Consider the following 19885-nt stretch of genomic DNA (forward strand, 5'->3'; position numbering starts at 1 on the left):
AATTTGATTGTTAGTATCCAAGCCAAATTGTTGGAAAATTACAAAACTACAGAGGCCAATAATGACATCTTCTGCTGCCTGTTGTGACTTGATTCTTTTTGGTGCGCTAGGCGATCTGGCGCGCCGCAAGCTGCTTCCCGCAATGTATCAACTCGAAAAGTCAGGCCTGTTACATGCGGATGCGCGCATCATCGGTGTGGCGCGTGATAGTCTGACCGATGCCGCTTTTAAACAGCAGGTACTGGAGAGTTTGCAGCAGTTTATGACCAAAGATCCGGTAGATGAGGAAATTTGGCAGCGCTTTGTCGGTAAACTACAGTATTGCGAGATTGACCTGTCGGATTTGAGTGCCTACGACGCGCTGGCCAAAGTCGCGCCGCTCACCAAAGGGCGCACACCCATCAGCTATTTCGCGACGCCACCTGCACTTTTTCCGTTGATCTGCGATGGCCTCGCACGGGTTGGGTTGAATCAACAGCCTTCGCGCGTGGTGTTAGAGAAGCCGCTTGGTCACGATTTTAAATCGTCGCAAAAAATCAATAATCATGTCGCTCAGCACTTCGATGAATCGCAGATTTATCGTATCGATCATTACCTAGGCAAAGAGACCGTGTTGAATCTGTTGGCGCTACGCTTTGCCAACTCGATATTTGCGGATCATTGGAGCCACAACACCATTGACCATATTCAAATCACGGCAGCCGAGCAGGTGGGTGTGGAGGGTCGCTGGGGCTACTACGATGACGCTGGGCAATTGCGCGACATGGTACAGAATCACTTGTTACAAGTGCTGTCGCTGATAGCCATGGAACCACCGTCACGGCTGGACACTGAATGTATTCGCGAAGAGAAACTAAAGGTTTTGCGCTCGTTGCGCCCGATTACTGATCGCAATGTTGATGAAGACACCGTGCGTGGTCAATACACTAAAGGCTTCGTCGGCGATAAAACGGCGCCTGGCTATCTCGAAGAAGAGGGTGCACGGCAAGACAGCAACACCGAAACCTTTGTGGCCTTGAAAACGCACATTGATAATTGGCGTTGGTCTGGCGTGCCATTTTACTTGCGCACCGGCAAGCGCATGCCGCAGAAGCGCACAGAAGTAGTGATTACGTTCAAACGCCAGCCACACAATATTTTTCATGAAACTGTTGCGCAGTTACCGCCGAACCGCCTGATTATTCGTTTGCAGCCCGACGAGGGTGTTGAAATACAAATGATGAACAAGGTGCCGGGTCTCGGCAAAAAAATGCAGTTAAAGCCAACTACGCTGGATCTGTCATTTTATGAAACTTTTGAAGATAAACGCATTGCTGACGCCTATGAACGGTTGTTGTTAGAGGCAATGCAAGGTAATCAATACTTGTTCGTTTCGCGTGATGAGGTGGAATACGCTTGGCGCTGGATTGATGGTATTCGAGCTGCTTGGGAACAAGTTGCCGAAGGCCCACGCAGTTACCAAGCCGGTACTTGGGGCCCGTCGGCCTCGGTCACCTTGCTCGCGCAAGACGGTCGTGAATGGGATGATGACGCATGAGTTTTGCAGTCCAACGTTTTCAACACCACGTTGAGTTAATCGATGATTTTAGTCGCCGTATTTGTCGCCGTCTTGAAGAGGCAGTGAATGAGCGCGGTGAAGCTTTTTTGGTGGTTTCCGGTGGCAGCACACCCTTGCCTTTGTTCAAACGCTTAGCGCAACAAGTATTGCCGTGGCCGAAGATTACTATTTTATTAGCTGACGAGCGCTGGGTCCCGGCCACTAACGCCGCGAGTAATGAAAAAATGGTGCGCGAGCAACTGCTGCAAGGGCAAGCCGCCGCCGCAAACTTTATCAGTCTGCTCACCGACGATGACGACGCTTTTGCCGGCGAAGCTGCGGTGCAACAGCGTTTGGCCGATTTACCTACTTTTGATGTGGTCATTCTCGGGATGGGCGAAGACGGTCACACCGCATCTTTGTTTCCCGACAGTCCACAGCTGGCTACCGGCATGACCACTTCGTTTCCTGCAATAGCGGTGACCACACCATCGCAGCCGCAGCAGCGCCTCAGCTTGTCGAAACAACGCTTACTTGATAGCCGCCAAATTTACTTTCACTTAGTGGGACCGAGCAAAGCAGCGACCCTTGAGCGAGCGCAACAGCAAAACTTGCCGGCTAATGACTTTTTGCAGCAACAGCAGACACCGGTAACGGTAATGCTGGCAGAGCAATAGGAGTATTCTATGACAACGCCACTTAACGCGCGGATTGCGGAAATTACCGAACGTATCGAACAGCGCAGCAAAGCCGACCGTCAGCACTATCTCGAACGTATGGCCGAAGCGCGGCGACAAGGTCCGCACCGCGGGGCTTTGTCGTGCGGTAACTTAGCCCACGGTTTCGCCGCTTGTGACAAAGGCGACAAGCAAGAGCTACGGAGTTTAACCAAAGCCAACATCGCGATTGTCACGGCCTACAATGACATGCTCTCGGCGCATCAACCGTACCATGACTATCCTGACAAAATTAAAGCTGCTATTCGTGAAGTAGGTAGTGTGGCGCAAGTTGCCGGCGGCGTACCCGCCATGTGTGATGGCGTGACCCAAGGCCAACCCGGAATGGATTTGAGTTTGCTCAGCCGCGACGTGATAGCCATGGCGAGCGCGGTTAGTCTATCGCACAACATGTTTGACGGTGGCCTGCTGCTCGGTATCTGCGACAAAATTGTCCCGGGCCTGCTGATTGGGGCGCTCAGTTTCGGTCATTTGCCCTTTGTCTTTGTGCCTGCAGGCCCGATGCCATCGGGGATCACCAATAAAGAAAAAGCACGCGTGCGCGAGCTTTATGCCGAAGGTAAAGTGGATAAAGAGCAGTTGCTCGAAGCTGAGTCTGCTTCCTATCACAGCCCCGGCACCTGTACCTTTTACGGTACCGCCAACTCAAATCAGTTAGTGATTGAAATGATGGGCTTGCAGTTGCCAGGTTCATCCTTTGTCAATCCCGGCAGTGAGCTGCGTGATGCATTGACCCGTGTTGCCGCACAGCAAGTTACTCGTCTGACCGATTTAGGCACAAATTACACGCCAATGAGTGAGATTGTGACGGCAAAAAGCATCGTTAATGGTCTGGTGGGTCTGATTGCGACCGGCGGCTCCACCAATCACACCATGCATTTGATTGCGGTAGCGCGAGCAGCAGGCTATCGCATCAATTGGGACGATTTTGCGGACATTTCAGCGGTGACGCCACTGGTCACCCGTATTTATCCAAACGGCGATGCCGACATTAACCACTTTCAACGCGCCGGCGGTATGGCGTACTTGATTCGTACTCTACTCGATGCCGGATTGCTGCACGAAGATGTGAAAACCGTTGCCGGTGACGGCTTACGCCGCTATACCCAACGTCCAACCATGGTCAACGGTAAGTTGAAATGGGTCGATGGCCCCACCGAGTCACTTGATACTGATGTGCTGCGCAGTGCTGCAGAGCCATTTAGTGATCACGGTGGTTTAGCCGTGTTGAGTGGTAACCTTGGCCGCGCGGTAATGAAAACCTCATCGATTCCCGAAGGTACTGAACAGATCACCGCTCCGGCGGTCATCTTCTCGAGTCAGCATCAACTTGATGCCGCTTTTAAAGCCGGTGAACTAGATAAAGATTGCGTAGTAGTGGTGCGGTTTCAGGGGCCCAAAGCCTGTGGCATGCCGGAGTTGCATAAATTGACGCCACCACTTGGTGTACTGCAAAAACGCGGACATAAAGTGGCCTTGGTTACTGATGGTCGAATGTCAGGTGCTTCTGGTAAAGTACCGGCCGCGATTCATCTGACGCCAGAAGCGGTGGATGGTGGCTTGATTGGTAAGATCCAAGCCGGTGACTTGGTGCGCTTAGATGCTGAGAACGGCGTAATTGAACTGCTCGTTTCGAGCGACGAACTTGAACAACGCGCACAAGCGACGCTTGACTTGACCGCCGACCATCATGGCATGGGCCGTGAGTTGTTCGGTGCCTTGCGCGGACAGCTAAGTGGTGCCGAACAAGGTGCTTGTTCGCTTTTTGTAAAGCAATAATAAACGACTACAGAGCTACTTATGGTAACTGATACGACCGAAATGAACGGCGGTGAATACGCCGTCGTGGCCGACATTGGCGGCACCAATGCGCGCTTCAGCCGACTGCATCTCGAAACTTTTGAAATGGATCGTGTGCAGGTTTTCGCCTGCGCCGACTATCCAACTTTAACCGATGTGTTAGAAGCTTATCGTGACGAGCAAAAAGTCGAGCTAGAGCACGTTGCCATTGCGATAGCTTGTCCGGTGGATAGTGATGAAATCAATATGACCAATCATCACTGGCAGTTTTCGATTCGTGGTGTACGCAAATCGATGGGGTTAAAAACCTTTATCGTGCTGAATGACTTTGCGGCCGCGGCGATGAGCATTGTCACCTGTAAGCCGCACGAATTGAAACAAATTGGTGGTGGCAAGATTAAGCCAGGTGCGCCCAAAGCAGTCCTTGGCGCTGGCACGGGATTAGGGGTTGGTCATTTAATTACGCTGCCCGACGGTCAGGTGATGCCGTTACCGGGTGAGGGCGGACACGTTGATTGGGCGCCCACCAACGAAAAAGAATGGGCCATTCATCGCTTTATTCATAACCGCTTTGGACGTGTTTCTGCCGAACGGGTGTTGTCGGGACCCGGGCTTGAAACCATTTATTTAGCCTTAGCTGATTATCACGGTAAACCTGTTGCTCCCCTGAGTGCTGCGAAAATTGGTCAACGCGCGATTAGTGGCATCGATACCTTAGCGTTAGAGACCGTCAATCAGTTTTTCGCTAGCCTTGGCAGCTTTGCTGGCAACTTGGCGTTGAATCTAAATACTTACGGCGGTGTCTATATCGCAGGTGGTGTTGTTCCAAAGCTAATGCAACTGATGGCGACTTCTAATTTCCGCGCAAGGTTTGAGCACAAAGGGCGTTTCTGCAAAGTCGCAGAAGCAATCCCGTGTTTTGTCATCACCGCTGAACACGCCGGCTTGCGTGGCGTGGGGCAATATTTGAAGCAATCGTTGCAACACAGCGCGACGAATAAATAAGGATTCGATATGAGCTTTTCGCATTGGCAACTTGCGCCAAAAGATCTTTTCAAAATCACCCCAGTGGTACCAGTGATGGTGATTGAACGCTTAGAAGACGCGGTGCCAATGGCAGAAGCGCTGATGGCGGGCGGCATTCGTTTACTCGAAGTCACCTTGCGTAGTGAGGTTGCTTTGAGTGCGATTGAGCGCTTGCGCGAACGCGTTCCCAAAGCAATTGTAGGCGCTGGCACGGTGACCACTCCAGAGCAACTGCAGCTAGTGAAGGCCGCGGGTGCACAGTTTGCCATTAGTCCTGGTATTACCCACGACTTGTTGCGTGCAGGTGCGCACGGCGATGTCCCGCTCATTCCCGGTATTGCGACTATCTCAGAGCTGATGATGGCGCGTGATATGGGCTATGACCATTTAAAATTTTTCCCAGCGGAAGCTGCAGGTGGTACGGCCATGCTGAAAAGCATTGCGGGTCCGTTTCCGGATATCAGTTTTTGCCCAACCGGCGGTATTCATCAAGATAATTACCGCGAATATTTGGCGCTGCCAAATGTACGTTGTGTCGGTGGTTCTTGGATTCTACCGAAAGCGGCAATAAATGCAGGTGATTGGACGGCAGTAACTGCGGCTGCCAAAGCAGCGACAAGCCAAGCAAAAGGTTGAATTTCAGATACAAAAAAGCCGTGCATTGCACGGCTTTTTCAAAGCGTTAGAACTGCGGCTTAGATAGCAGCGATGTTCTCAGCTTGTGGTCCTTTAGGACCTTGGGTAATGGTGAACGATACACGTTGACCTTCCGCAAGGGTTTTGAAACCGTTACCGGTAATTGCGCTAAAGTGAGCAAATACGTCTGCGCCACCTTGTTGCTCAATAAAACCGAAACCTTTAGCTTCGTTAAACCACTTAACAGTACCATTTACAGTATTAGACATAATATTCATCCTAAGATTTAAAAGTTTTGCGCAAAGACATGCTTGCCTGAACGCGGTCATGCGGGGTAAAAAATGGAAATTTAAAGCTACAGGACGAAGATTTACTGCTTGGTAATGCGACGTAGTGGAGATTTAACTTGCTGTTTCTTATCCAACGCCGCCTACCATACGCCTATTCCCGGGCAAGTCAACGTTTATTTTTTAAGGAGTCCGCATGGTTGCAGAAACAAAACGCGCATTAGTGGTTGAAGGCGGCGCCATGCGCGGGATCTTTGCCGCCGGAGTGCTCGATGGCTTTATGCGTGAAAACTTCAAACCTTTTGACTTTACTATTGGTGTGTCCGCCGGCTCCACGAATCTTATTGGCTACCTGACCCATGATTACCAACGCAGCTACCGCATTTTAACCGAGCTTGCACAAGCTAAAGAGTTTATTGATCCTATACGGGGACTCACCGGAGGTCATTTCTGTGATGTCGAATGGTTATGGCGCGAGTCGTTTAATCAGGTTGAACTGCACTTTGAACGTTACTTGAACGGGGGCATACCATTATTTGTTGTGACCACGCGAATTAGTGACGGACAAGCCGCGTACCTGGAGGTCAACGAAGCCAATATGCATCAACTATTTCCCGCATCATGTGCGATTCCTCTAGTGTTTAGGGATTTCCCTGAAGTCGACGGCGAAGCCATGACGGATGGTGGCGTTGCTGACTCGATTCCGGTCATTCGTGCTTATGAACAGGGCGCTCGTGAAATCACCGTGGTATTGTCACGCGGTATCGGCTACCGCAAGAAAATCGGTCGAACACTGGGTATCACCGAACGCTTGCTTGGCAATTATCCTGCTTTATACAGTGCCATTGAAAAACGCGCCCAACTCTACAACGATGCGCTCGATTTTATCGCGAATCCACCTGACGATTGCAAGGTTCATGTACTCGCGCCACCTGACTACTTTCCGGTGGGGCGCTTCACGCGCCAAGTTGATAAGCTAGAAATCGGTTATAACGCTGGATTAAGAGCAGGGCTTGATCATGTCGACGGCTACCGGACTGCTTAATTATGGGGCATTGCGTTGGCTTGGGTCACGTTTAAAATCCTTGACGAGTTGTTTCGGGTCACACGCAGCGCGTTGTTTTTGGGTGGCTTGTGCCCACCACCACAGCTGATTAAACGTGCGCGCAAAATAGCTCTGCCAGCCGCGTTCCGCATCTTGTTCGCGCAGGAGCCCCTGTTCGTCAAACACTTCATGAGCTTTAGGCACGTGGATCATTGCCGATACAGGAAGACAGCCAAGTTCACTTAGAAATGACCGCATACTCACCGCTGCACGCGTGCCACCCCATTGTCCGGCGGAGTAGGTGACAATGGCGCTAGGCTTGTATGAAAACAGGGAGGCACCAAAATGATTGAGTAAATGCGCTAATGCCGGACTCATTGAGTGGTTGTATTCTGGACTTACCATCACATACCCATCGGCTTGCTGGATCTTTTCGGCGAGTGTTTGTAACTGCTTCGGAGTGTCTTTTTGATGATAGGAAAAATGTGGCTTAAACACTGAGTCGAATTCATAATCGAGTGGGTCGATCAATTCTACCTCAACACCTTGAAGATTTTGGATATGTTGAACACATGCTTGGGCAACGCGCTGTCCGAGTCGTGGCGGGCTGGGTGGCGTACTCTCCCTAACACTGCCAAGGAAAACGATTAATTTCATAGCGAACTTCCTCATTTAGGTTTGCTTACGTTGCTATGCAGTAAACCAGTGACGCGTGCGATTGGCAAACCATACGAGTGATAGCATTACTGGCACTTCGACGAGTACCCCAACGACAGTTGCAAGAGCTGCACCTGAATGCAGGCCAAACAACGAGATTGCCACCGCAACGGCTAACTCGAAAAAGTTAGAGGTGCCAATCATACAAGCCGGTGCTGCAATGTTATGCGCTAGCTTCATACGTAGCGCGATAAAATAGGCTAATGCAAAAATGCCGTACGTCTGAATGAGCAAAGGAACTGCGATAAGCGCAATGACTGCTGGCTTTGCCAAAATAGTTTCAGATTGAAACGCAAAGAGTAAGACAACCGTTGCGAGCAATCCCACTATGGACCAAGGTTTCATCGTGGCTAGAAAACTTTGTAAGCGCTGTTCACTGCCGTTGGCTTCTAAATGTTTACGGGTCAAGACCCCAGCAACCAAAGGCACAACCACATAAAGTATAACCGACAGCAAAAGCGTGTCCCACGGTACTGAAATGTTGGTGACTCCCAATAGCAAACCAGCAATAGGAGCAAAGGCGAAGATCATGATGATGTCATTGATAGACACTTGCACAAGCGTGTAATTAGCGTCGCCTTTGGTCAATTGGCTCCATATGAATACCATCGCGGTGCATGGCGCGACGCCGAGCAAAATCATGCCGGCAATGTATTCAGTTGCTGTTTCGGGATTGACCCAATCGGCAAAGATGCCTTTAAAAAATAGCCATCCCAGAAAGGCCATCGTAAACGGTTTAATCAGCCAATTAATAACAAGGGTAAGAATTAGCCCGCGTGGGTTTTTGCCAACATCTTTCATTGAGGCAAAATCAATTTGTACCATCATCGGGTAGATCATCAGCCAAATCAGTACCGCAATAACCAAATTGACATGCGCGTACTCCAACTCGGCAATCGCTACAAACAGCACTGGCGCTGCGCTACCTGCAACAATGCCGATAAGAATTGCCAGGGCAACCCAAACCGATAGAAAACGTTCAAATAACCCCATAACGGATGGCTCTTAATTCCTTCAGTTGATCGAATCCTAGCATAGTCGCAGTTTTATTTTCACCTATGTTACCTAGCGCACCGAATCGATCGATAAGCAAGTTCATGATGGTGTTGCGCTGGCACATTTCGGTGTTGGCTCCAAGAGTGCAGAGGTCATGATGAAAAGTCATAACGAACCAACGAAGGTTACCCTAGCCGAGGGAGATATGGCGAACCAAGGGCCAACAAATGATGGAGTAGCAAATACCATCAGCGTTGAGGAAGTGCTCAATTGCGAGGGTGACCCACAGCGTTTAACTGACTTAGTCAAAGCAAGGTATGCGATTAACGATACTGCTGCGCAGGTGCAAGTTACAAGTTTCCTTGCAAAATGCTAACGACTATCAGTACTTCCCGTTCTGCCACGCCATCTTTGGGTGTGTCAGCGCTTTTAACACTATAAAAGGGCAATAGTATGTTTACTTTAAATGCAAAAATTCTTGTTGCGGTCGCAGTTGCCGTGGCATTGGGTATGAGCAGCGTAAATGCTGCGACCAAAACTGAAATTCAAGAGGCGGTGCAAAACGCACGTCACGAGACTCAAATCGCTACAACTTATGCCTTGAGCCGGTATTTGCGAGGACATGATCTAAGCGTCACCGTAGTTGATGGACGCGCATTACTTTCCGGCTATGTCGCCGAGAGCGTGGAGCGTGATCTTGCGGCAGCTATTGCATCGGGTGTCGAAGGTGTCACCAGTGTCGACAATCGGATTGTGGTGGATAGTAACTATGCCATGGATAAAGCTCCGAGTTCACCGCGTTATGCAGATGTAGTGAGCGATGCAGAAATTAATGCGGCAATTAAATCGAAGCTGATCTGGAGTAAACACGCCGATGGCATGGACTTGACCGTGGCGACGACCTCAGGCGAAGTGGTACTGACTGGCAATGTAGCAAGCCAGAAAATGAAGCAGTTGACCGAAAAGCTAGCGCGCGATACGCAAGGTGTTCGCTCAGTTGAGAATCAACTGGTGGTGAGTGAGACCGCTATCAATGGTGAGAAATATGGCAGCCCTGCCAGCAAACCGAAGGCTGAAGAGGGAACTGTCATGGCGGATAGTTGGATCACAACTAAGGTCAAGTCCTCATTACTTTATTCGCGCAACGTCTCTGGTTTTGATATTGGCGTTAATACGGAAAAGGGTATCGTTACATTAGATGGACGAGTCAGCAGTGGTGCCGAAAAAGCGCTGGCGATAGAACTGGCCGAGCATGTTCGTGGTGTGAAAAAAGTGAACGCAAACAAATTAGTGTTTTAAAGAATGAACAGACGATAGCAATTGGGCTAGCGTCCTAACTTACTTGGAGTATTTATGAAAAAGCCTGTTGAAGCAACAACTCAAAATTCATTTAATCGGAGCGTCGATTCAGCCTCAGAAACAGTGCATCATGCTATCGATCATGCTGCTGAAGCTGCAAGTCCATTGATCACACGAGTGACGAAAGGTGCGCATCAAACCGTTGATAAAATGGCAAATGGCGCGAATAACGCAGCTGATTCTTTCGTGCACAAGGGCGAACAGCTTAATAGTCTGAAGCAAAAGCTCACCAATGGAACGCGAGCGCAAGTTCGCGGACATCCATTGTTAGCATTAACTGCGGCCTTGGCTGGCGGCGCCTTACTAGGTTTTTGGCTAACGCGCAAAGGTGATGCTAAATAATGTCCGATGAAAACAACCAAGCACCCGTTAGTTCGGGTGCTTTTTCTTTGGCTCCATTAGCCAATATCGTCACGACTGAACTGGCAATCATGGGTTTAGAAGTAGAACGTGTAGCCCGTAGTATGGTGACATTATTACTCATGAGTGTAGCGCTAGGTTTGCTATTGGTGAGTGTTTGGTTTGCACAGCTTGTCATGGCCTTGCAAGTCTTTGAATTGACTTTAGCGCAAGCACTAGGCGTAGCGATGGTCGCCAATTTATGCGGTATTTGGTGGTTGTTACGGCGGTGTCGACACTACAGTAGCTTGTTAAGTTTTCCTGCGACCCGACACAGCTTAGAGCTGCTGCTACAACCACCTGAGGAGCACTAATATGTTTAGCCCTGATCTCGATACCCGGATTGCACGCTTGTTGCATCAGTTGCCTGAGCAACGCCGTCAGGCTCTTGAGCAGCAGCGTCGAATGAGTGAGTGTGTCGCGGCTGAACTTACTTCCGCGCAGACACTCACAAGCGTTGCTGTGGTCGGATTGGTGCTGGGTATGCAATCGCCTAACTTGAAAGCTGTGACCATGGCATTGTTATTTCAACGCATTAAACGGTCTATCTCAGCTTTGACGACGGCATAGCATTCGCATACGAGCTCTTCGAGTTTCGGGCGATCTGTCACCGTTATGTGACCACGACTGTAGTCGATCACGCCTTTTTTATGCAGACGATAAGCAGCTTCTGTAACACCTTCCCGTCGCACCCCAAGCATGTTTGCGATCAATTCCTGCGTCATCACCAAATGATTACCCTTTAACAAATCTAAAGAGAGCAATAGCCAGCGACAGAGTTGTTGTTCGATATTGTGATGACGATTACAGACGGCAGTTTGCGACATTTGTGTCATCAGTGCTTGAATGTAACGTGAAACTAGGTGCATAAATGCGGTGTGGTGACTATTCTCATCAATAATGCGCGACCGTGAAAGTCGGTAAGCAAACCCCGAACTTTGTACAACAGCACGATTATTGGTGCTGCCACCGCCCATAAATAAAGCTACACCGACCACACCATCGTGACCGACGACCGAAATTTCAGCCGATGAGCCATTTTTTAGAACATAGAGTAACGAGACGATGCAGTCAGTGGGAAAATAAGCATAACGTAAGCGTTCACCCGACTCGTAAACGACTTTGCCCAAAGGCATCTCTACCATTTCAAGGTAGGGAAAATGCGCAGCTGAACATCCGTCGGCAGCGCATTGAGGAGATCGTTTTGAATTGGCGAGTGAATGCCAGCGAGACTTCTGGCCGAGTTTATCGACAGTAGTTTTGAATTGGCTGGCATGGTGACTCCTTAGTGAGTTGAACGTCCTTTACTTTAAACGCATCGAATTTTTGACCGATGTTACTCCGGTAACTTCGCGCGCGACCATCACCGCGGTGTTCATTTCGGCTACCGAGCCGACGAAACCGCTTAATTGAACCTCGCCCTTAAACGTTTCAACGTTAATTTCAGCCACCGTTAAATCAGGGTGATTAAAAATAGCCGCTTTCACTTTCGTGGTGATCACAGAATAATCAAAGTACTCGCCGGTACTCTCGCGTTCGGGTGAAGCACCGCAACCGGTCAAAAGTAAACCACTTAAACAGAGAAAAAACACTGCATAAATATTACGTGTAGTAATGGCTAGGTGCCTTCATGTACATCAACCACGATGGTTGAAGGCTAGAGAGTAGGAGAAATCAATGGAGTCGTCTGTACGATAACGCACAAAAGTAAGATTAACAAACTTGATTACGAGAGTACAAATGGTGCGTCCGAGTAGACTCGAACTACCGACCCCCACCATGTCAAGGTGGTGCTCTAACCAACTGAGCTACGGACGCACATTTTAAATAGAAGTTCGCGAACAGCGAACGGGCGCTATATTAGTCATTCCTAATCAGCGGTGCAAGTGCTTTTTGCCGTTTCGCTGCTCGATTGCGTAATAATCGAACAGTAACATCACTATAGCGCCCAGCTATAAAATCTCTAGCCGTTATGACCGCAATAAATGTTTCAAGACTTTGCCATTGGCATTGTGCGGAAGTTCATCAAAAAATTCATACTCACGCGGGCGTTTATAATCCGCGAGGCGTTCTGCTACGTGTGCACGTAACACGCTTTCGGCAATGGTCTCGCGTAGTACGATACAGGCTTTTACTGACTCACCCCATTGCTCATGAGGCACGCCAATCACTGCGACTTCGAGCACCGCTGGGTGGCTGGCGAGCGCGTCCTCGACCTCGCGAGGGTAAACGTTGACACCACCTGAAATGATCAAGTCTTTAATTCGATCTTTTACCCAATAAAAACCGTCAGCATCGCGTATGCCGATGTCGCCAGTGCGGATCCATCCATCGCTGGTAAAGATTTCATGAGTTGCGCTAGTGTTGCGCCAGTATTCACGCATGATACCTTCACCCCCAATATGAATTTCGCCTGGCTCGTCGACCGCCGCGAGCTCGCCATATTCGTTAACGACACGTATCTCGGTGAATGCCGCCGCACGCTTGCCTACTGAGCCTGCTTTTTCACGGTGCTCATCAGGTAGCAATAAACTTCCTGTTGGACCTGCTTCAGTAAGTCCATAGACACAGTAAAACTGATCACTGGCAAAGGCTCTTTGCACGCGCCGAGCATGATCGCCAGCCAGCGGTCCACCGCCATAGATCCAATGGGTCATACTGCTAAGATCGGCTGCGCCAATTTGCGGGTGTTGAGCGGTCAGCAAGTAGGCGACGGGGGCTCCGAAGAAGTGTGTGGTGCGTTCTTGTTCAACTAGATTCAACAGTAGGTCAGGGGTGAATGTGGGGGCGACCACATGCGTGCTGCCCATAATCGTGCCCCCAACCAATGTTAAGTTAAGCGGTGCTGAATGGGTAAATGGCATCAGCGAGAGCAATCGACTTTCAGGACGATACTGCATTTCGGTGGCGAACATCATCCCTACAAATAAGAGTGCTTTGTGGTCGAAGAGCACGCCTTTCGGTCGTCCAGTAGTGCCCGATGTATAAAGTAAGGTCGCTGGCGTAGCGATCGCTTGTTCGTCAAGCCCGATAAATGAGTCATCTGCGCAATGTTTGTCGATGTATGTCGGCATGTCATCAATAGTAAGGTTTGCCAGTTGCAAATCAGCGCATGCTTGAAGCGCTTGAGAGCTGGTCATCGCACAGGTGATCACCAAACTTGTTTCGGCATCATTAAAAATATACTTGAGCTCACTTGCGGTGAGTTTGACGTTGATGGGGGCAACAATAGCCCCTAAGCGCTGCACTGCGAAATGCGCCACAATAAAAGTGTAGCTATTGGGCAGCACCAAACAGACACGATCACCTTGTTGTATGCCATGTTTCTGGGTGAGGTGCGCAGCGAATTGCTCGATATGTTGATTCAGTTGCTGCCAGTTGACGCGTAATTGGCCATCGATCACTGCCTCATGAGATGGATATTTTCGGGCGTTACGCGCCACGTAAGCTGGAATAATCATAAATGCTCCTCAGAATGCGCGCGATAAAATCGCTTGGGTATCAGTACCACTGGGTAAACAGCCATAATTAGCACTGCTATGGGCGGTTAAGCGCGAGGCGCAGAATGCATCAGCAATGCAATTGGGTGCATGTTGGATGAGCAGTGCCCCTTGTAACGCTAGCGCCATGTGATCGGCAAAATAGCGTGCTTGATACTGCCACTCTTGTTGTGGCGTTTGCTTAAAGTGTGCTTTTAAATCGTTGACGAAGCTGTCATAGCGGCGGTCAACCCCGGTGCCTTTCGTAAGCTCAGCAAAATAGGCTTCCAGCACTTTCGGTTCTTTTTGCACCGCGCGCAGAATATCGAGACACTGCACGTTGCCGCTACCTTCCCAGATGGCGTTTACCGGCGATTCACGGAATAGCCTTGGCATAATGGTGTTTTCCATGACGCCCATACCGCCAATGACTTCCATCGCTTCATAAGCGTGATTAGGGGTGCGTTTGCAGATCCAATATTTACCAATGGGAGTGGCGATTCGGGCAAGTAACCGCTCGTGTTCTTGATCTTGTTGATCCATGGCGCGCGCCATGCGCATCGTTAACGTCATTGCAGCTTCGCTCTCTAGAGCCAAGTCGGCAAGCACGTTTTGCATCAAGGGTTGCTCGCTAAGTTTGGCGCCGAATGCGCTGCGATGGCGTGCATGGTGCAGCGCTTGAACAGTGGCTTGGCGCATGCCTGATGACGAACCAATCATACAATCGTACCGGGTCATCGCGACCATCTCGATGATGGTGCGTACGCCGCGACCCTCTTCGCCCACCATCCATGCCAATGCGCCACGTAATTCGCATTCGCTGGAGGCGTTGGCAACGTTGCCCATTTTGTTCTTCAATTGCTGAATGTGGAGCTCGTTCTTGCTGCCATCGGGGCGCCAACGCGGTAGCAAAAAGCATGAAAGACCCTTTTGGGTCTGTGCTAACACTAAAAATGCATCACACATTGGCGCCGAAACAAACCACTTGTGGCCGACGAGTTCATAAGCCTCTCCCGAACCTGCCTGGGCTACCGGATACGCATGTGTGGTGTTCGACCTGACATCCGAGCCACCTTGCTTTTCGGTCATTGCCATGCCTATGGTCAGACCGCTTTTCATACTATCCGGCACATTCCGACCATCGTAGCGAGACGCCATAATTTTGGGCCCAAATTTTTGCAGAAGTTGGGGTTGATGTTGTAGCGCTGGAATCGCGGCAAAGGTCATGGTTATTGGACAGCCATGTGCCGCCTCAACTTGGGTATGGAGATAATACTTAGCCGCACGTGCCACATGTGCGCCGGGTCTTGGATCAGACCAAGGGCTGGCATGTAAGCCCTCGGTGATGGCAATATCCATTAGCTGGTGATAGCTCGGATGAAAATCAATTTGGTCGATACGATGACCAAAGCGATCATGAGTCAATAGCTGTGGTTTGTTGGCGTTGGCTGCGAAGCCAAGGGCAATACGCTCAGGTAATCCACACTCCGCGCCAAAGCGCGCAATATCTTGTTCGGCCCAGCTTGCCCCTTCGCGGTGCACAGCAGCTTGCAGAGCCTGGTCTTCAGCGTACAAATTATAATCTTCGAGCAGTGGTGGTTGGTTCTCAACGCTATGGGTTTTTGCGAAAAAACGATCATGGTTCATCGTAGACTCCCAGCCGCATCGACGGCAAAAGGTTTGGCTGTTAACGCTTGCAGACAGAATTGGATACTCTGACTGATGGCATCCTCTGGATTTTCGTTCGCTTTGGTGGCCAGAGGGCCAATCAAAGCTTCTGCAATAGCACCGACCAACGCTCGACTACTTAATGCGCAGTCTTGTGCTGGAAAAATACCTGCTCGTATACCTTCTTCGATGGTCAGTGCGAATAAATTCGCATAACGTTCGCGGTAGAGAAGTCGAGCCCCAACAACAGCAGGTTCTACCGGTTCAGCGATTAATGCCCATGCGGTCACCGGAGCGCGTAAAGCCCGCCGTGCAAAGGTCGTTAAGGCGGCGGCGATGCGTTGATCAGCGGATTGCTGTGTTACGTGTAACTGCTGCTCAACCTGCGCAACCTCAATCTCGGTCGCGTGCTTAAATACTGCTGCGCACAACTGTTCTTTTGACGGGAAATAGCGGTAAACAGTACCCGTAGCCACCTTGGCCTTGCGGGCGACAATTACCATTTGTAAGCCTGCGAATCCTGCTTGATTCAATAATTGCAGTGCGCTTTGGAGGATTGCCTCCTGCGTCGCTTGTTTACGTTCTCGCACTCTATTGGTTTCACGGTAGGCCATCGTCGATCCGATATGCTGCTGTTTTAAAGAAGTGAATCATGATTCATTTTTTAGATCAACGATAATTTATTCCCAGCGTCTGCACCTTGGTTCATACTCGTTGTACATCGCCTAAATAGAGTGTCTATATGAAGCAAGATATTGTGCAGACCATTCATTTGCAGGTTGAACGGATTGAGCAGTTGTTCAATTCACTTGACCCTACACCCTTTGTGGGCAGAGATTTAGATCCGCAAGCAGAAGACTTTATAACGGGGTGGGCGGAAGAATTGCCGCATAAAGGTGCATTTCGTATCAAGGTGACAGTTGCTGAGTGCCCACAGTTAGAACCTGCTCGCACGCGATTACAACAAGCGGTGAAAAGCTATTATTTAAGCAGGGTAGAAGCACAGCGCCTGCAATTACGTCAGCTATTTCGGAATGGTCGCTGGAGTTTGCTGATTGGGGTTAGTTTTTTAATCGCTTGCCATTTGTTAAGCAGCTATCTTGAGCTGCAATTTGCCGCCGACAGTTTGCTCGGTGTTTTAGCGCACGGTTTGGTCATTGCCGGGTGGGTGGCAATGTGGCGGCCGATTCAAATTTTTTTATATGACTGGTGGCCGCTGCAACGAAAACGCAAGCTATACCAACGCCTTGCTGGTGCAAGTGTTGCCGTAGAGGTATTCCATAATATGCATCAGTGATGTATCTTTAACGCAGATCAAGTTTTTCGAGTAAAGCGTTATGCAATTAAAGAAATATACCGATTATGGCTTGCGAATCCTGATGTATTTGGCGGCATTTGAAGGCAGATCTGCAGGTGAACGTAAGCTCGCAACGATTCGCGAAATTTGCGATACCTTTTCGTTATCAGCGAATCACGTCAATAAGGTAGTGCATCATTTGGGGCGGCTCAATTTGATAGAAACTCGCCGAGGCAAGAACGGTGGCTTTTTATTGGCTCAAGCACCAGAGACCATTCATCTCGACTATGTAATCCGACAACTGGAAGGCGATGAGCCCTGGATTGAATGCCACAATCCTTACTGTGTGGCGCTACCAGCCTGTGAACTGAATGCGATTGTAGGGCAGGGTAAAGAGCTTTTCTATCAGCACTTGCATCAGTTCACGCTACAGGACTTACTCAAGAAACGGGCGCAGTTACAGCAGATTTTTTCAACAGCGTGTTAATCGCGTCGCCGATACCATCGAGAGTCATGGGATACATGCGGTTCGCCATGAGTTCTTGCATGAGATCGATGGAATGGTGCCAACGCCAATGCTCTTGTGGCTGCGGGTTGAGCCATACGGCATTGCTGAAGTGATTCAGTAAACGCTGCATCCACACCGCACCGGGCTCCTCGTTCCAGTGTTCGACACTGCCGCCGGGGTAGGCAATTTCATAAGGGCCCATGGTGGCATCACCGACAAATATCAGTTTGTAGTCTCGACCATAGCGGTTGATCAGTTCTTTCGTCGGAATCTTTTCACTAAAACGGCGTTCGTTCGCTTGCCACACATGCTCATAGACGCAATTGTGAAAATAATAGAATTCCAAGTGCTTAAATTCACTGCGTGCGGCACCGAATAATTGCTGACACTCGTAGATAAAATCATCCATCGAACCGCCAACATCAAACAGCATCAATACTTTTACAGCGTTGTGCCGTTCGGGCCGCCATTGCAAATCAAGCAGTCCTGCTTTTTGTGAGGTCTTGCGAATGGTTTCGTCGAGATCGAGCTCTTCAACGCTACCAGTGCGTGCGAATTTACGTAACTTGCGCAAGGCCAGTTGCATGGTGCGATTATTCAGTTCGCTGTCGGTGTCGAGATCACGGAACTCGCGTTTATCCCAAACTTTGACTGCACGCCGGGCATTCGAACCATCTTGACCGATGCGAATACCTTCTGGGTGAAAACCATAAGCACCGAAGGGTGAAGAACCGCCGGTACCAATCCATTTATTACCACCAGCATGACGCTCTTGTTGCTCTTTCAGGCGCTCTTGAAAAGCCTTTAACAATCCGTCAAGGCCGCCTAAAGCTTGCAGTTTGGCTTTGTCTTCATCACTGAGTTGGCGTTGTAGCGAGCGTCGCAGCCAGTCTTCTGGAATTGCACTGGCCAGATCAACCTGTTCCACGCCCTCAAAATACTCAGCAAAGGCGCGATCAAAACGATCAAATTGGCTCTCATCTTTTACCAAGGTTAACCGCGCTAAAAAATAGAAGGCTTCAATGTCGGCAAACACCAGCTGCTGTTCAAGCGCTGCTAATAAATCGAGCAGTTCAGTAATGCTGGTTTTTAAGCCGTGCTTGCGCAGACAGAAAAAGAATTCAATCAGCATTAGCTTTCTCGGCGACGTGCCATGAATGCGAGTTTTTCTACCAATTGCACATCTTGCTCGTTTTTCAACAGTGCACCAAACATTGGCATCAGGCCTTTGCTGTCTTTCAGCTGTTGTGGGTCGATAGCTTCCACCAGTAACAGTTTCAACCAATCAATCAGTTCTGAAGTGGATGGCTTTTTCTTCAAGTTTGGTAATTTTCGCACATCAAAAAAGACTTCGAGAGCAGTTCGCAGTAACTCGCGCTGAATGTCTGGATAATGAACGCGAACGATATCGCTCAAGGTGGCGACATCTGGGAAGTTGATGTAATGAAAAAAGCAACGACGCAAAAACGCATCCGGTAACTCTTTTTCATTGTTCGAGGTAATCACCACGATAGGGCGTTGCTGTGCAGTAATTTGCTCACCGGTCTCGTACACATGAAATTCCATTTGGTCGAGCTCGTGCAACAAGTCATTGGGGAATTCAATGTCCGCTTTATCAATTTCGTCAATCAGCAATACCGGGCGCTGCGCAGCTGTAAAAGCCTGCCACAATTTACCGGGCTTGATGTAATTGCTAATGTCATGCACTTTATCGCTGCCCAGTTGGCTATCGCGCAAACGTGACACCGCGTCATACTCATACAAGCCTTGTTGGGCTTTGGTCGTCGATTTAATCTGCCAACGCAATAGCGGTACACCGAGACTTGCGGCCAGCTCTTCAGCTAACTTGGTTTTACCAGTGCCTGGTTCACCTTTCAGCAGTAGGGGCTTTTCCAGTGTCACCGCAGCATTGACGGCAAGGGCTAATTCATCCGCAACGATATAACTCGATGTACTGCTAAATTGCATGATAGGTCCTTATTCTTTAACGATTTTACCAGTGCTTTCTAGGTACACTTTACCTTGCTTCCGCACGGTTTCGTAGTCCATGCTTTCAGAGGCTAAGTGAACTTCTTCAAGTACTTCTTGCATGGTATCTACTTCTTCATCGAGGCGTTGCAGTGCATTTTCAAGGGTATAGCTGAGTTGATGAATGGTCGCCATATCTTGCGGTGTCAGCTCATCTTTCGCCATAATTTCAGCCATTTTGGCGTTAAAGTTCTTCAGGTTAAACAATGCTTGGTCAAGGTTTTTAGCTGGCTGACCCGAGAAATGCTCATAACGCTCTTGGTCGTCGGCAAAACTAGTGGTGGCAACGCTTAACAAAGTAGCTGCACTCAACATCATCAAGGATTTCATTTAAAACACCTCATTAAATTAATTTGTGAATAAGAA

Annotated in this window: 23 protein-coding genes, 1 tRNA gene and 1 pseudogene; 13 read left to right on the forward strand and 12 right to left on the reverse strand. The window is 49.4% G+C overall.

The annotated features are described in order from the left end of the window. Positions 1–61 precede the first annotated feature (61 nt). Genes zwf through ACJ8W9_RS02240 form a run of 5 tightly spaced genes read left to right on the forward strand, consistent with a single transcriptional unit; the run spans position 62 to position 5736 of the window. The gene (gene zwf / locus ACJ8W9_RS02220) at positions 62–1537 is read left to right on the forward strand and encodes a glucose-6-phosphate dehydrogenase (RefSeq protein WP_411360175.1); all 1476 of its coding nucleotides are present in this window, start codon (positions 62–64) and stop codon (positions 1535–1537) included. Further along, positions 1534–2214, forward strand: a complete 681-nt coding sequence (gene pgl / locus ACJ8W9_RS02225) for a 6-phosphogluconolactonase (protein ID WP_411360177.1) — start codon at positions 1534–1536, stop codon at positions 2212–2214. Before zwf ends, pgl begins: the two co-directional genes overlap by 4 nt. 9 nt (positions 2215–2223) lie before the next feature. Next, entirely contained in the window at positions 2224–4053 is a 1830-nt protein-coding gene (gene edd, locus ACJ8W9_RS02230; RefSeq protein WP_411360179.1) for a phosphogluconate dehydratase, read from the forward strand. Positions 4054–4074: 21 nt separating this feature from the next. After that, entirely contained in the window at positions 4075–5079 is a 1005-nt protein-coding gene (gene glk / locus ACJ8W9_RS02235) for a glucokinase (protein WP_411360181.1), read from the forward strand. A gap of 9 nt (positions 5080–5088) precedes the next feature. After that, the gene (locus tag ACJ8W9_RS02240) at positions 5089–5736 is read left to right on the forward strand and encodes a bifunctional 4-hydroxy-2-oxoglutarate aldolase/2-dehydro-3-deoxy-phosphogluconate aldolase (RefSeq protein ID WP_411360183.1); all 648 of its coding nucleotides are present in this window, start codon (positions 5089–5091) and stop codon (positions 5734–5736) included. Positions 5737–5795: 59 nt separating this feature from the next. On the opposite strand, the gene ACJ8W9_RS02245 is transcribed toward ACJ8W9_RS02240, so the two are convergent. Beyond that, positions 5796–6005, reverse strand: coding sequence for a cold-shock protein (locus ACJ8W9_RS02245; RefSeq protein ID WP_411360185.1), 210 nt, complete (start codon positions 6003–6005; stop codon positions 5796–5798). Between the two features lie 214 nt (positions 6006–6219). On the opposite strand from ACJ8W9_RS02245, the gene ACJ8W9_RS02250 reads away from it, so the two are divergent. Next, positions 6220–7068 carry a patatin family protein gene (locus ACJ8W9_RS02250; protein ID WP_411360187.1) on the forward strand — a complete coding sequence of 283 codons (849 nt, stop codon included), beginning with the start codon at positions 6220–6222 and terminating at the stop codon, positions 7066–7068. On the opposite strand, the gene ACJ8W9_RS02255 is transcribed toward ACJ8W9_RS02250, so the two are convergent. After that, on the reverse strand, positions 7069–7725 hold the full coding sequence (locus ACJ8W9_RS02255) for an NADPH-dependent FMN reductase (RefSeq protein WP_411360189.1): 657 nt from the start codon (positions 7723–7725) through the stop codon (positions 7069–7071). A gap of 33 nt (positions 7726–7758) precedes the next feature. Beyond that, positions 7759–8778 (reverse strand): ACR3 family arsenite efflux transporter, encoded by a 1020-nt coding sequence (arsB, locus tag ACJ8W9_RS02260; protein ID WP_411360191.1) that lies wholly within the window; start codon positions 8776–8778, stop codon positions 7759–7761. A 157-nt stretch (positions 8779–8935) separates the two neighbouring features. Between arsB and ACJ8W9_RS02265 the strand changes: the two genes are divergently transcribed. From ACJ8W9_RS02265 to ACJ8W9_RS02285, 5 genes are all read left to right on the forward strand, one after another. Then, complete coding sequence (locus tag ACJ8W9_RS02265) at positions 8936–9157, forward strand: hypothetical protein (protein ID WP_413694483.1); 222 nt, start codon at positions 8936–8938, stop codon at positions 9155–9157. A gap of 77 nt (positions 9158–9234) precedes the next feature. Beyond that, complete coding sequence (locus ACJ8W9_RS02270; protein ID WP_411360193.1) at positions 9235–10080, forward strand: BON domain-containing protein; 846 nt, start codon at positions 9235–9237, stop codon at positions 10078–10080. Positions 10081–10134: 54 nt separating this feature from the next. Continuing rightward, entirely contained in the window at positions 10135–10482 is a 348-nt protein-coding gene (locus tag ACJ8W9_RS02275) for a hypothetical protein (protein ID WP_411360195.1), read from the forward strand. After that, positions 10482–10853, forward strand: coding sequence for a hypothetical protein (locus tag ACJ8W9_RS02280; protein ID WP_411360197.1), 372 nt, complete (start codon positions 10482–10484; stop codon positions 10851–10853). The genes ACJ8W9_RS02275 and ACJ8W9_RS02280 overlap by 1 nt, the downstream gene beginning before the upstream one ends. 1 nt (position 10854) lies before the next feature. After that, a complete protein-coding gene (locus ACJ8W9_RS02285; protein WP_411360198.1) occupies positions 10855–11109 on the forward strand; it encodes a hypothetical protein in 255 nt (84 codons plus the stop codon). Here the strand turns inward: ACJ8W9_RS02285 and ACJ8W9_RS02290 are convergent. The 6 genes and pseudogenes from ACJ8W9_RS02290 to ACJ8W9_RS02315 form a co-directional block, all read right to left on the reverse strand. Beyond that, positions 11067–11815, reverse strand: a pseudogene (locus ACJ8W9_RS02290) (Crp/Fnr family transcriptional regulator). The gene ACJ8W9_RS02285 and the pseudogene ACJ8W9_RS02290 sit on opposite strands and share 43 nt — an antisense overlap. 28 nt (positions 11816–11843) lie before the next feature. After that, on the reverse strand, positions 11844–12131 hold the full coding sequence (locus ACJ8W9_RS02295) for a BON domain-containing protein (protein ID WP_413694484.1): 288 nt from the start codon (positions 12129–12131) through the stop codon (positions 11844–11846). Between the two features lie 149 nt (positions 12132–12280). Next, a tRNA-Val gene (locus ACJ8W9_RS02300) sits at positions 12281–12357 on the reverse strand. Between the two features lie 152 nt (positions 12358–12509). Then, complete coding sequence (locus ACJ8W9_RS02305; protein WP_411360202.1) at positions 12510–14000, reverse strand: class I adenylate-forming enzyme family protein; 1491 nt, start codon at positions 13998–14000, stop codon at positions 12510–12512. Positions 14001–14009: 9 nt separating this feature from the next. Beyond that, the gene (locus tag ACJ8W9_RS02310) at positions 14010–15665 is read right to left on the reverse strand and encodes an isovaleryl-CoA dehydrogenase (protein ID WP_411360204.1); all 1656 of its coding nucleotides are present in this window, start codon (positions 15663–15665) and stop codon (positions 14010–14012) included. Continuing rightward, complete coding sequence (locus tag ACJ8W9_RS02315) at positions 15662–16300, reverse strand: TetR/AcrR family transcriptional regulator (protein WP_411360206.1); 639 nt, start codon at positions 16298–16300, stop codon at positions 15662–15664. The genes ACJ8W9_RS02310 and ACJ8W9_RS02315 overlap by 4 nt, the downstream gene beginning before the upstream one ends. Positions 16301–16428: 128 nt before the next feature. Here ACJ8W9_RS02315 and ACJ8W9_RS02320 point away from each other — a divergent pair, with 128 nt between their 5' ends. Together ACJ8W9_RS02320 and ACJ8W9_RS02325 are read left to right on the forward strand one after the other, a co-directional pair. Continuing rightward, entirely contained in the window at positions 16429–16983 is a 555-nt protein-coding gene (locus tag ACJ8W9_RS02320) for a hypothetical protein (RefSeq protein WP_411360208.1), read from the forward strand. Positions 16984–17023: 40 nt separating this feature from the next. Then, the gene (locus tag ACJ8W9_RS02325; protein WP_411360210.1) at positions 17024–17470 is read left to right on the forward strand and encodes an Rrf2 family transcriptional regulator; all 447 of its coding nucleotides are present in this window, start codon (positions 17024–17026) and stop codon (positions 17468–17470) included. Here the strand turns inward: ACJ8W9_RS02325 and ACJ8W9_RS02330 are convergent. The 3 genes from ACJ8W9_RS02330 to ACJ8W9_RS02340 are packed head-to-tail and all read right to left on the reverse strand — an operon-like array spanning position 17424 to position 19849. After that, positions 17424–18623, reverse strand: a complete 1200-nt coding sequence (locus tag ACJ8W9_RS02330) for a vWA domain-containing protein (protein WP_411360212.1) — start codon at positions 18621–18623, stop codon at positions 17424–17426. The genes ACJ8W9_RS02325 and ACJ8W9_RS02330 overlap by 47 nt on opposite strands. Beyond that, positions 18623–19459 (reverse strand): AAA family ATPase, encoded by an 837-nt coding sequence (locus ACJ8W9_RS02335; RefSeq protein ID WP_411360214.1) that lies wholly within the window; start codon positions 19457–19459, stop codon positions 18623–18625. The genes ACJ8W9_RS02330 and ACJ8W9_RS02335 overlap by 1 nt, the downstream gene beginning before the upstream one ends. Positions 19460–19468: 9 nt before the next feature. Further along, positions 19469–19849 (reverse strand): DUF6746 family protein, encoded by a 381-nt coding sequence (locus ACJ8W9_RS02340; protein ID WP_411360216.1) that lies wholly within the window; start codon positions 19847–19849, stop codon positions 19469–19471. Positions 19850–19885: the final 36 nt, after the last annotated feature.

It is taken from the genome of Pseudidiomarina salilacus, from assembly GCF_047323925.1.
In the GTDB taxonomy this organism is placed as follows: domain Bacteria; phylum Pseudomonadota; class Gammaproteobacteria; order Enterobacterales; family Alteromonadaceae; genus Pseudidiomarina; species Pseudidiomarina salilacus.

Excerpts from the sequence above, each read along its gene's own strand:
- ACJ8W9_RS02315 (WP_411360206.1), bottom strand. The coding sequence starts at position 16,300 with ATGGCCTACCGTGAAACCAATAGAGTGCGAGAACGTAAACAAGCGACG.
- ACJ8W9_RS02240 (WP_411360183.1), top strand. The coding sequence starts at position 5,089 with ATGAGCTTTTCGCATTGGCAACTTGCGCCAAAAGATCTTTTCAAAATC.
- ACJ8W9_RS02335 (WP_411360214.1), bottom strand. The coding sequence starts at position 19,459 with ATGCAATTTAGCAGTACATCGAGTTATATCGTTGCGGATGAATTAGCC.
- ACJ8W9_RS02255 (WP_411360189.1), bottom strand. The coding sequence starts at position 7,725 with ATGAAATTAATCGTTTTCCTTGGCAGTGTTAGGGAGAGTACGCCACCC.
- ACJ8W9_RS02265 (WP_413694483.1), top strand. The coding sequence starts at position 8,936 with ATGATGAAAAGTCATAACGAACCAACGAAGGTTACCCTAGCCGAGGGA.
- ACJ8W9_RS02280 (WP_411360197.1), top strand. The coding sequence starts at position 10,482 with ATGTCCGATGAAAACAACCAAGCACCCGTTAGTTCGGGTGCTTTTTCT.
- zwf (WP_411360175.1), top strand. The coding sequence starts at position 62 with ATGACATCTTCTGCTGCCTGTTGTGACTTGATTCTTTTTGGTGCGCTA.
- ACJ8W9_RS02270 (WP_411360193.1), top strand. The coding sequence starts at position 9,235 with ATGTTTACTTTAAATGCAAAAATTCTTGTTGCGGTCGCAGTTGCCGTG.
- glk (WP_411360181.1), top strand. The coding sequence starts at position 4,075 with ATGGTAACTGATACGACCGAAATGAACGGCGGTGAATACGCCGTCGTG.
- ACJ8W9_RS02310 (WP_411360204.1), bottom strand. The coding sequence starts at position 15,665 with ATGAACCATGATCGTTTTTTCGCAAAAACCCATAGCGTTGAGAACCAA.
- ACJ8W9_RS02340 (WP_411360216.1), bottom strand. The coding sequence starts at position 19,849 with ATGAAATCCTTGATGATGTTGAGTGCAGCTACTTTGTTAAGCGTTGCC.
- ACJ8W9_RS02250 (WP_411360187.1), top strand. The coding sequence starts at position 6,220 with ATGGTTGCAGAAACAAAACGCGCATTAGTGGTTGAAGGCGGCGCCATG.
- ACJ8W9_RS02320 (WP_411360208.1), top strand. The coding sequence starts at position 16,429 with ATGAAGCAAGATATTGTGCAGACCATTCATTTGCAGGTTGAACGGATT.
- ACJ8W9_RS02305 (WP_411360202.1), bottom strand. The coding sequence starts at position 14,000 with ATGATTATTCCAGCTTACGTGGCGCGTAACGCCCGAAAATATCCATCT.
- pgl (WP_411360177.1), top strand. The coding sequence starts at position 1,534 with ATGAGTTTTGCAGTCCAACGTTTTCAACACCACGTTGAGTTAATCGAT.
- arsB (WP_411360191.1), bottom strand. The coding sequence starts at position 8,778 with ATGGGGTTATTTGAACGTTTTCTATCGGTTTGGGTTGCCCTGGCAATT.
- ACJ8W9_RS02330 (WP_411360212.1), bottom strand. The coding sequence starts at position 18,623 with ATGCTGATTGAATTCTTTTTCTGTCTGCGCAAGCACGGCTTAAAAACC.
- edd (WP_411360179.1), top strand. The coding sequence starts at position 2,224 with ATGACAACGCCACTTAACGCGCGGATTGCGGAAATTACCGAACGTATC.
- ACJ8W9_RS02285 (WP_411360198.1), top strand. The coding sequence starts at position 10,855 with ATGTTTAGCCCTGATCTCGATACCCGGATTGCACGCTTGTTGCATCAG.
- ACJ8W9_RS02325 (WP_411360210.1), top strand. The coding sequence starts at position 17,024 with ATGCAATTAAAGAAATATACCGATTATGGCTTGCGAATCCTGATGTAT.
- ACJ8W9_RS02275 (WP_411360195.1), top strand. The coding sequence starts at position 10,135 with ATGAAAAAGCCTGTTGAAGCAACAACTCAAAATTCATTTAATCGGAGC.
- ACJ8W9_RS02245 (WP_411360185.1), bottom strand. The coding sequence starts at position 6,005 with ATGTCTAATACTGTAAATGGTACTGTTAAGTGGTTTAACGAAGCTAAA.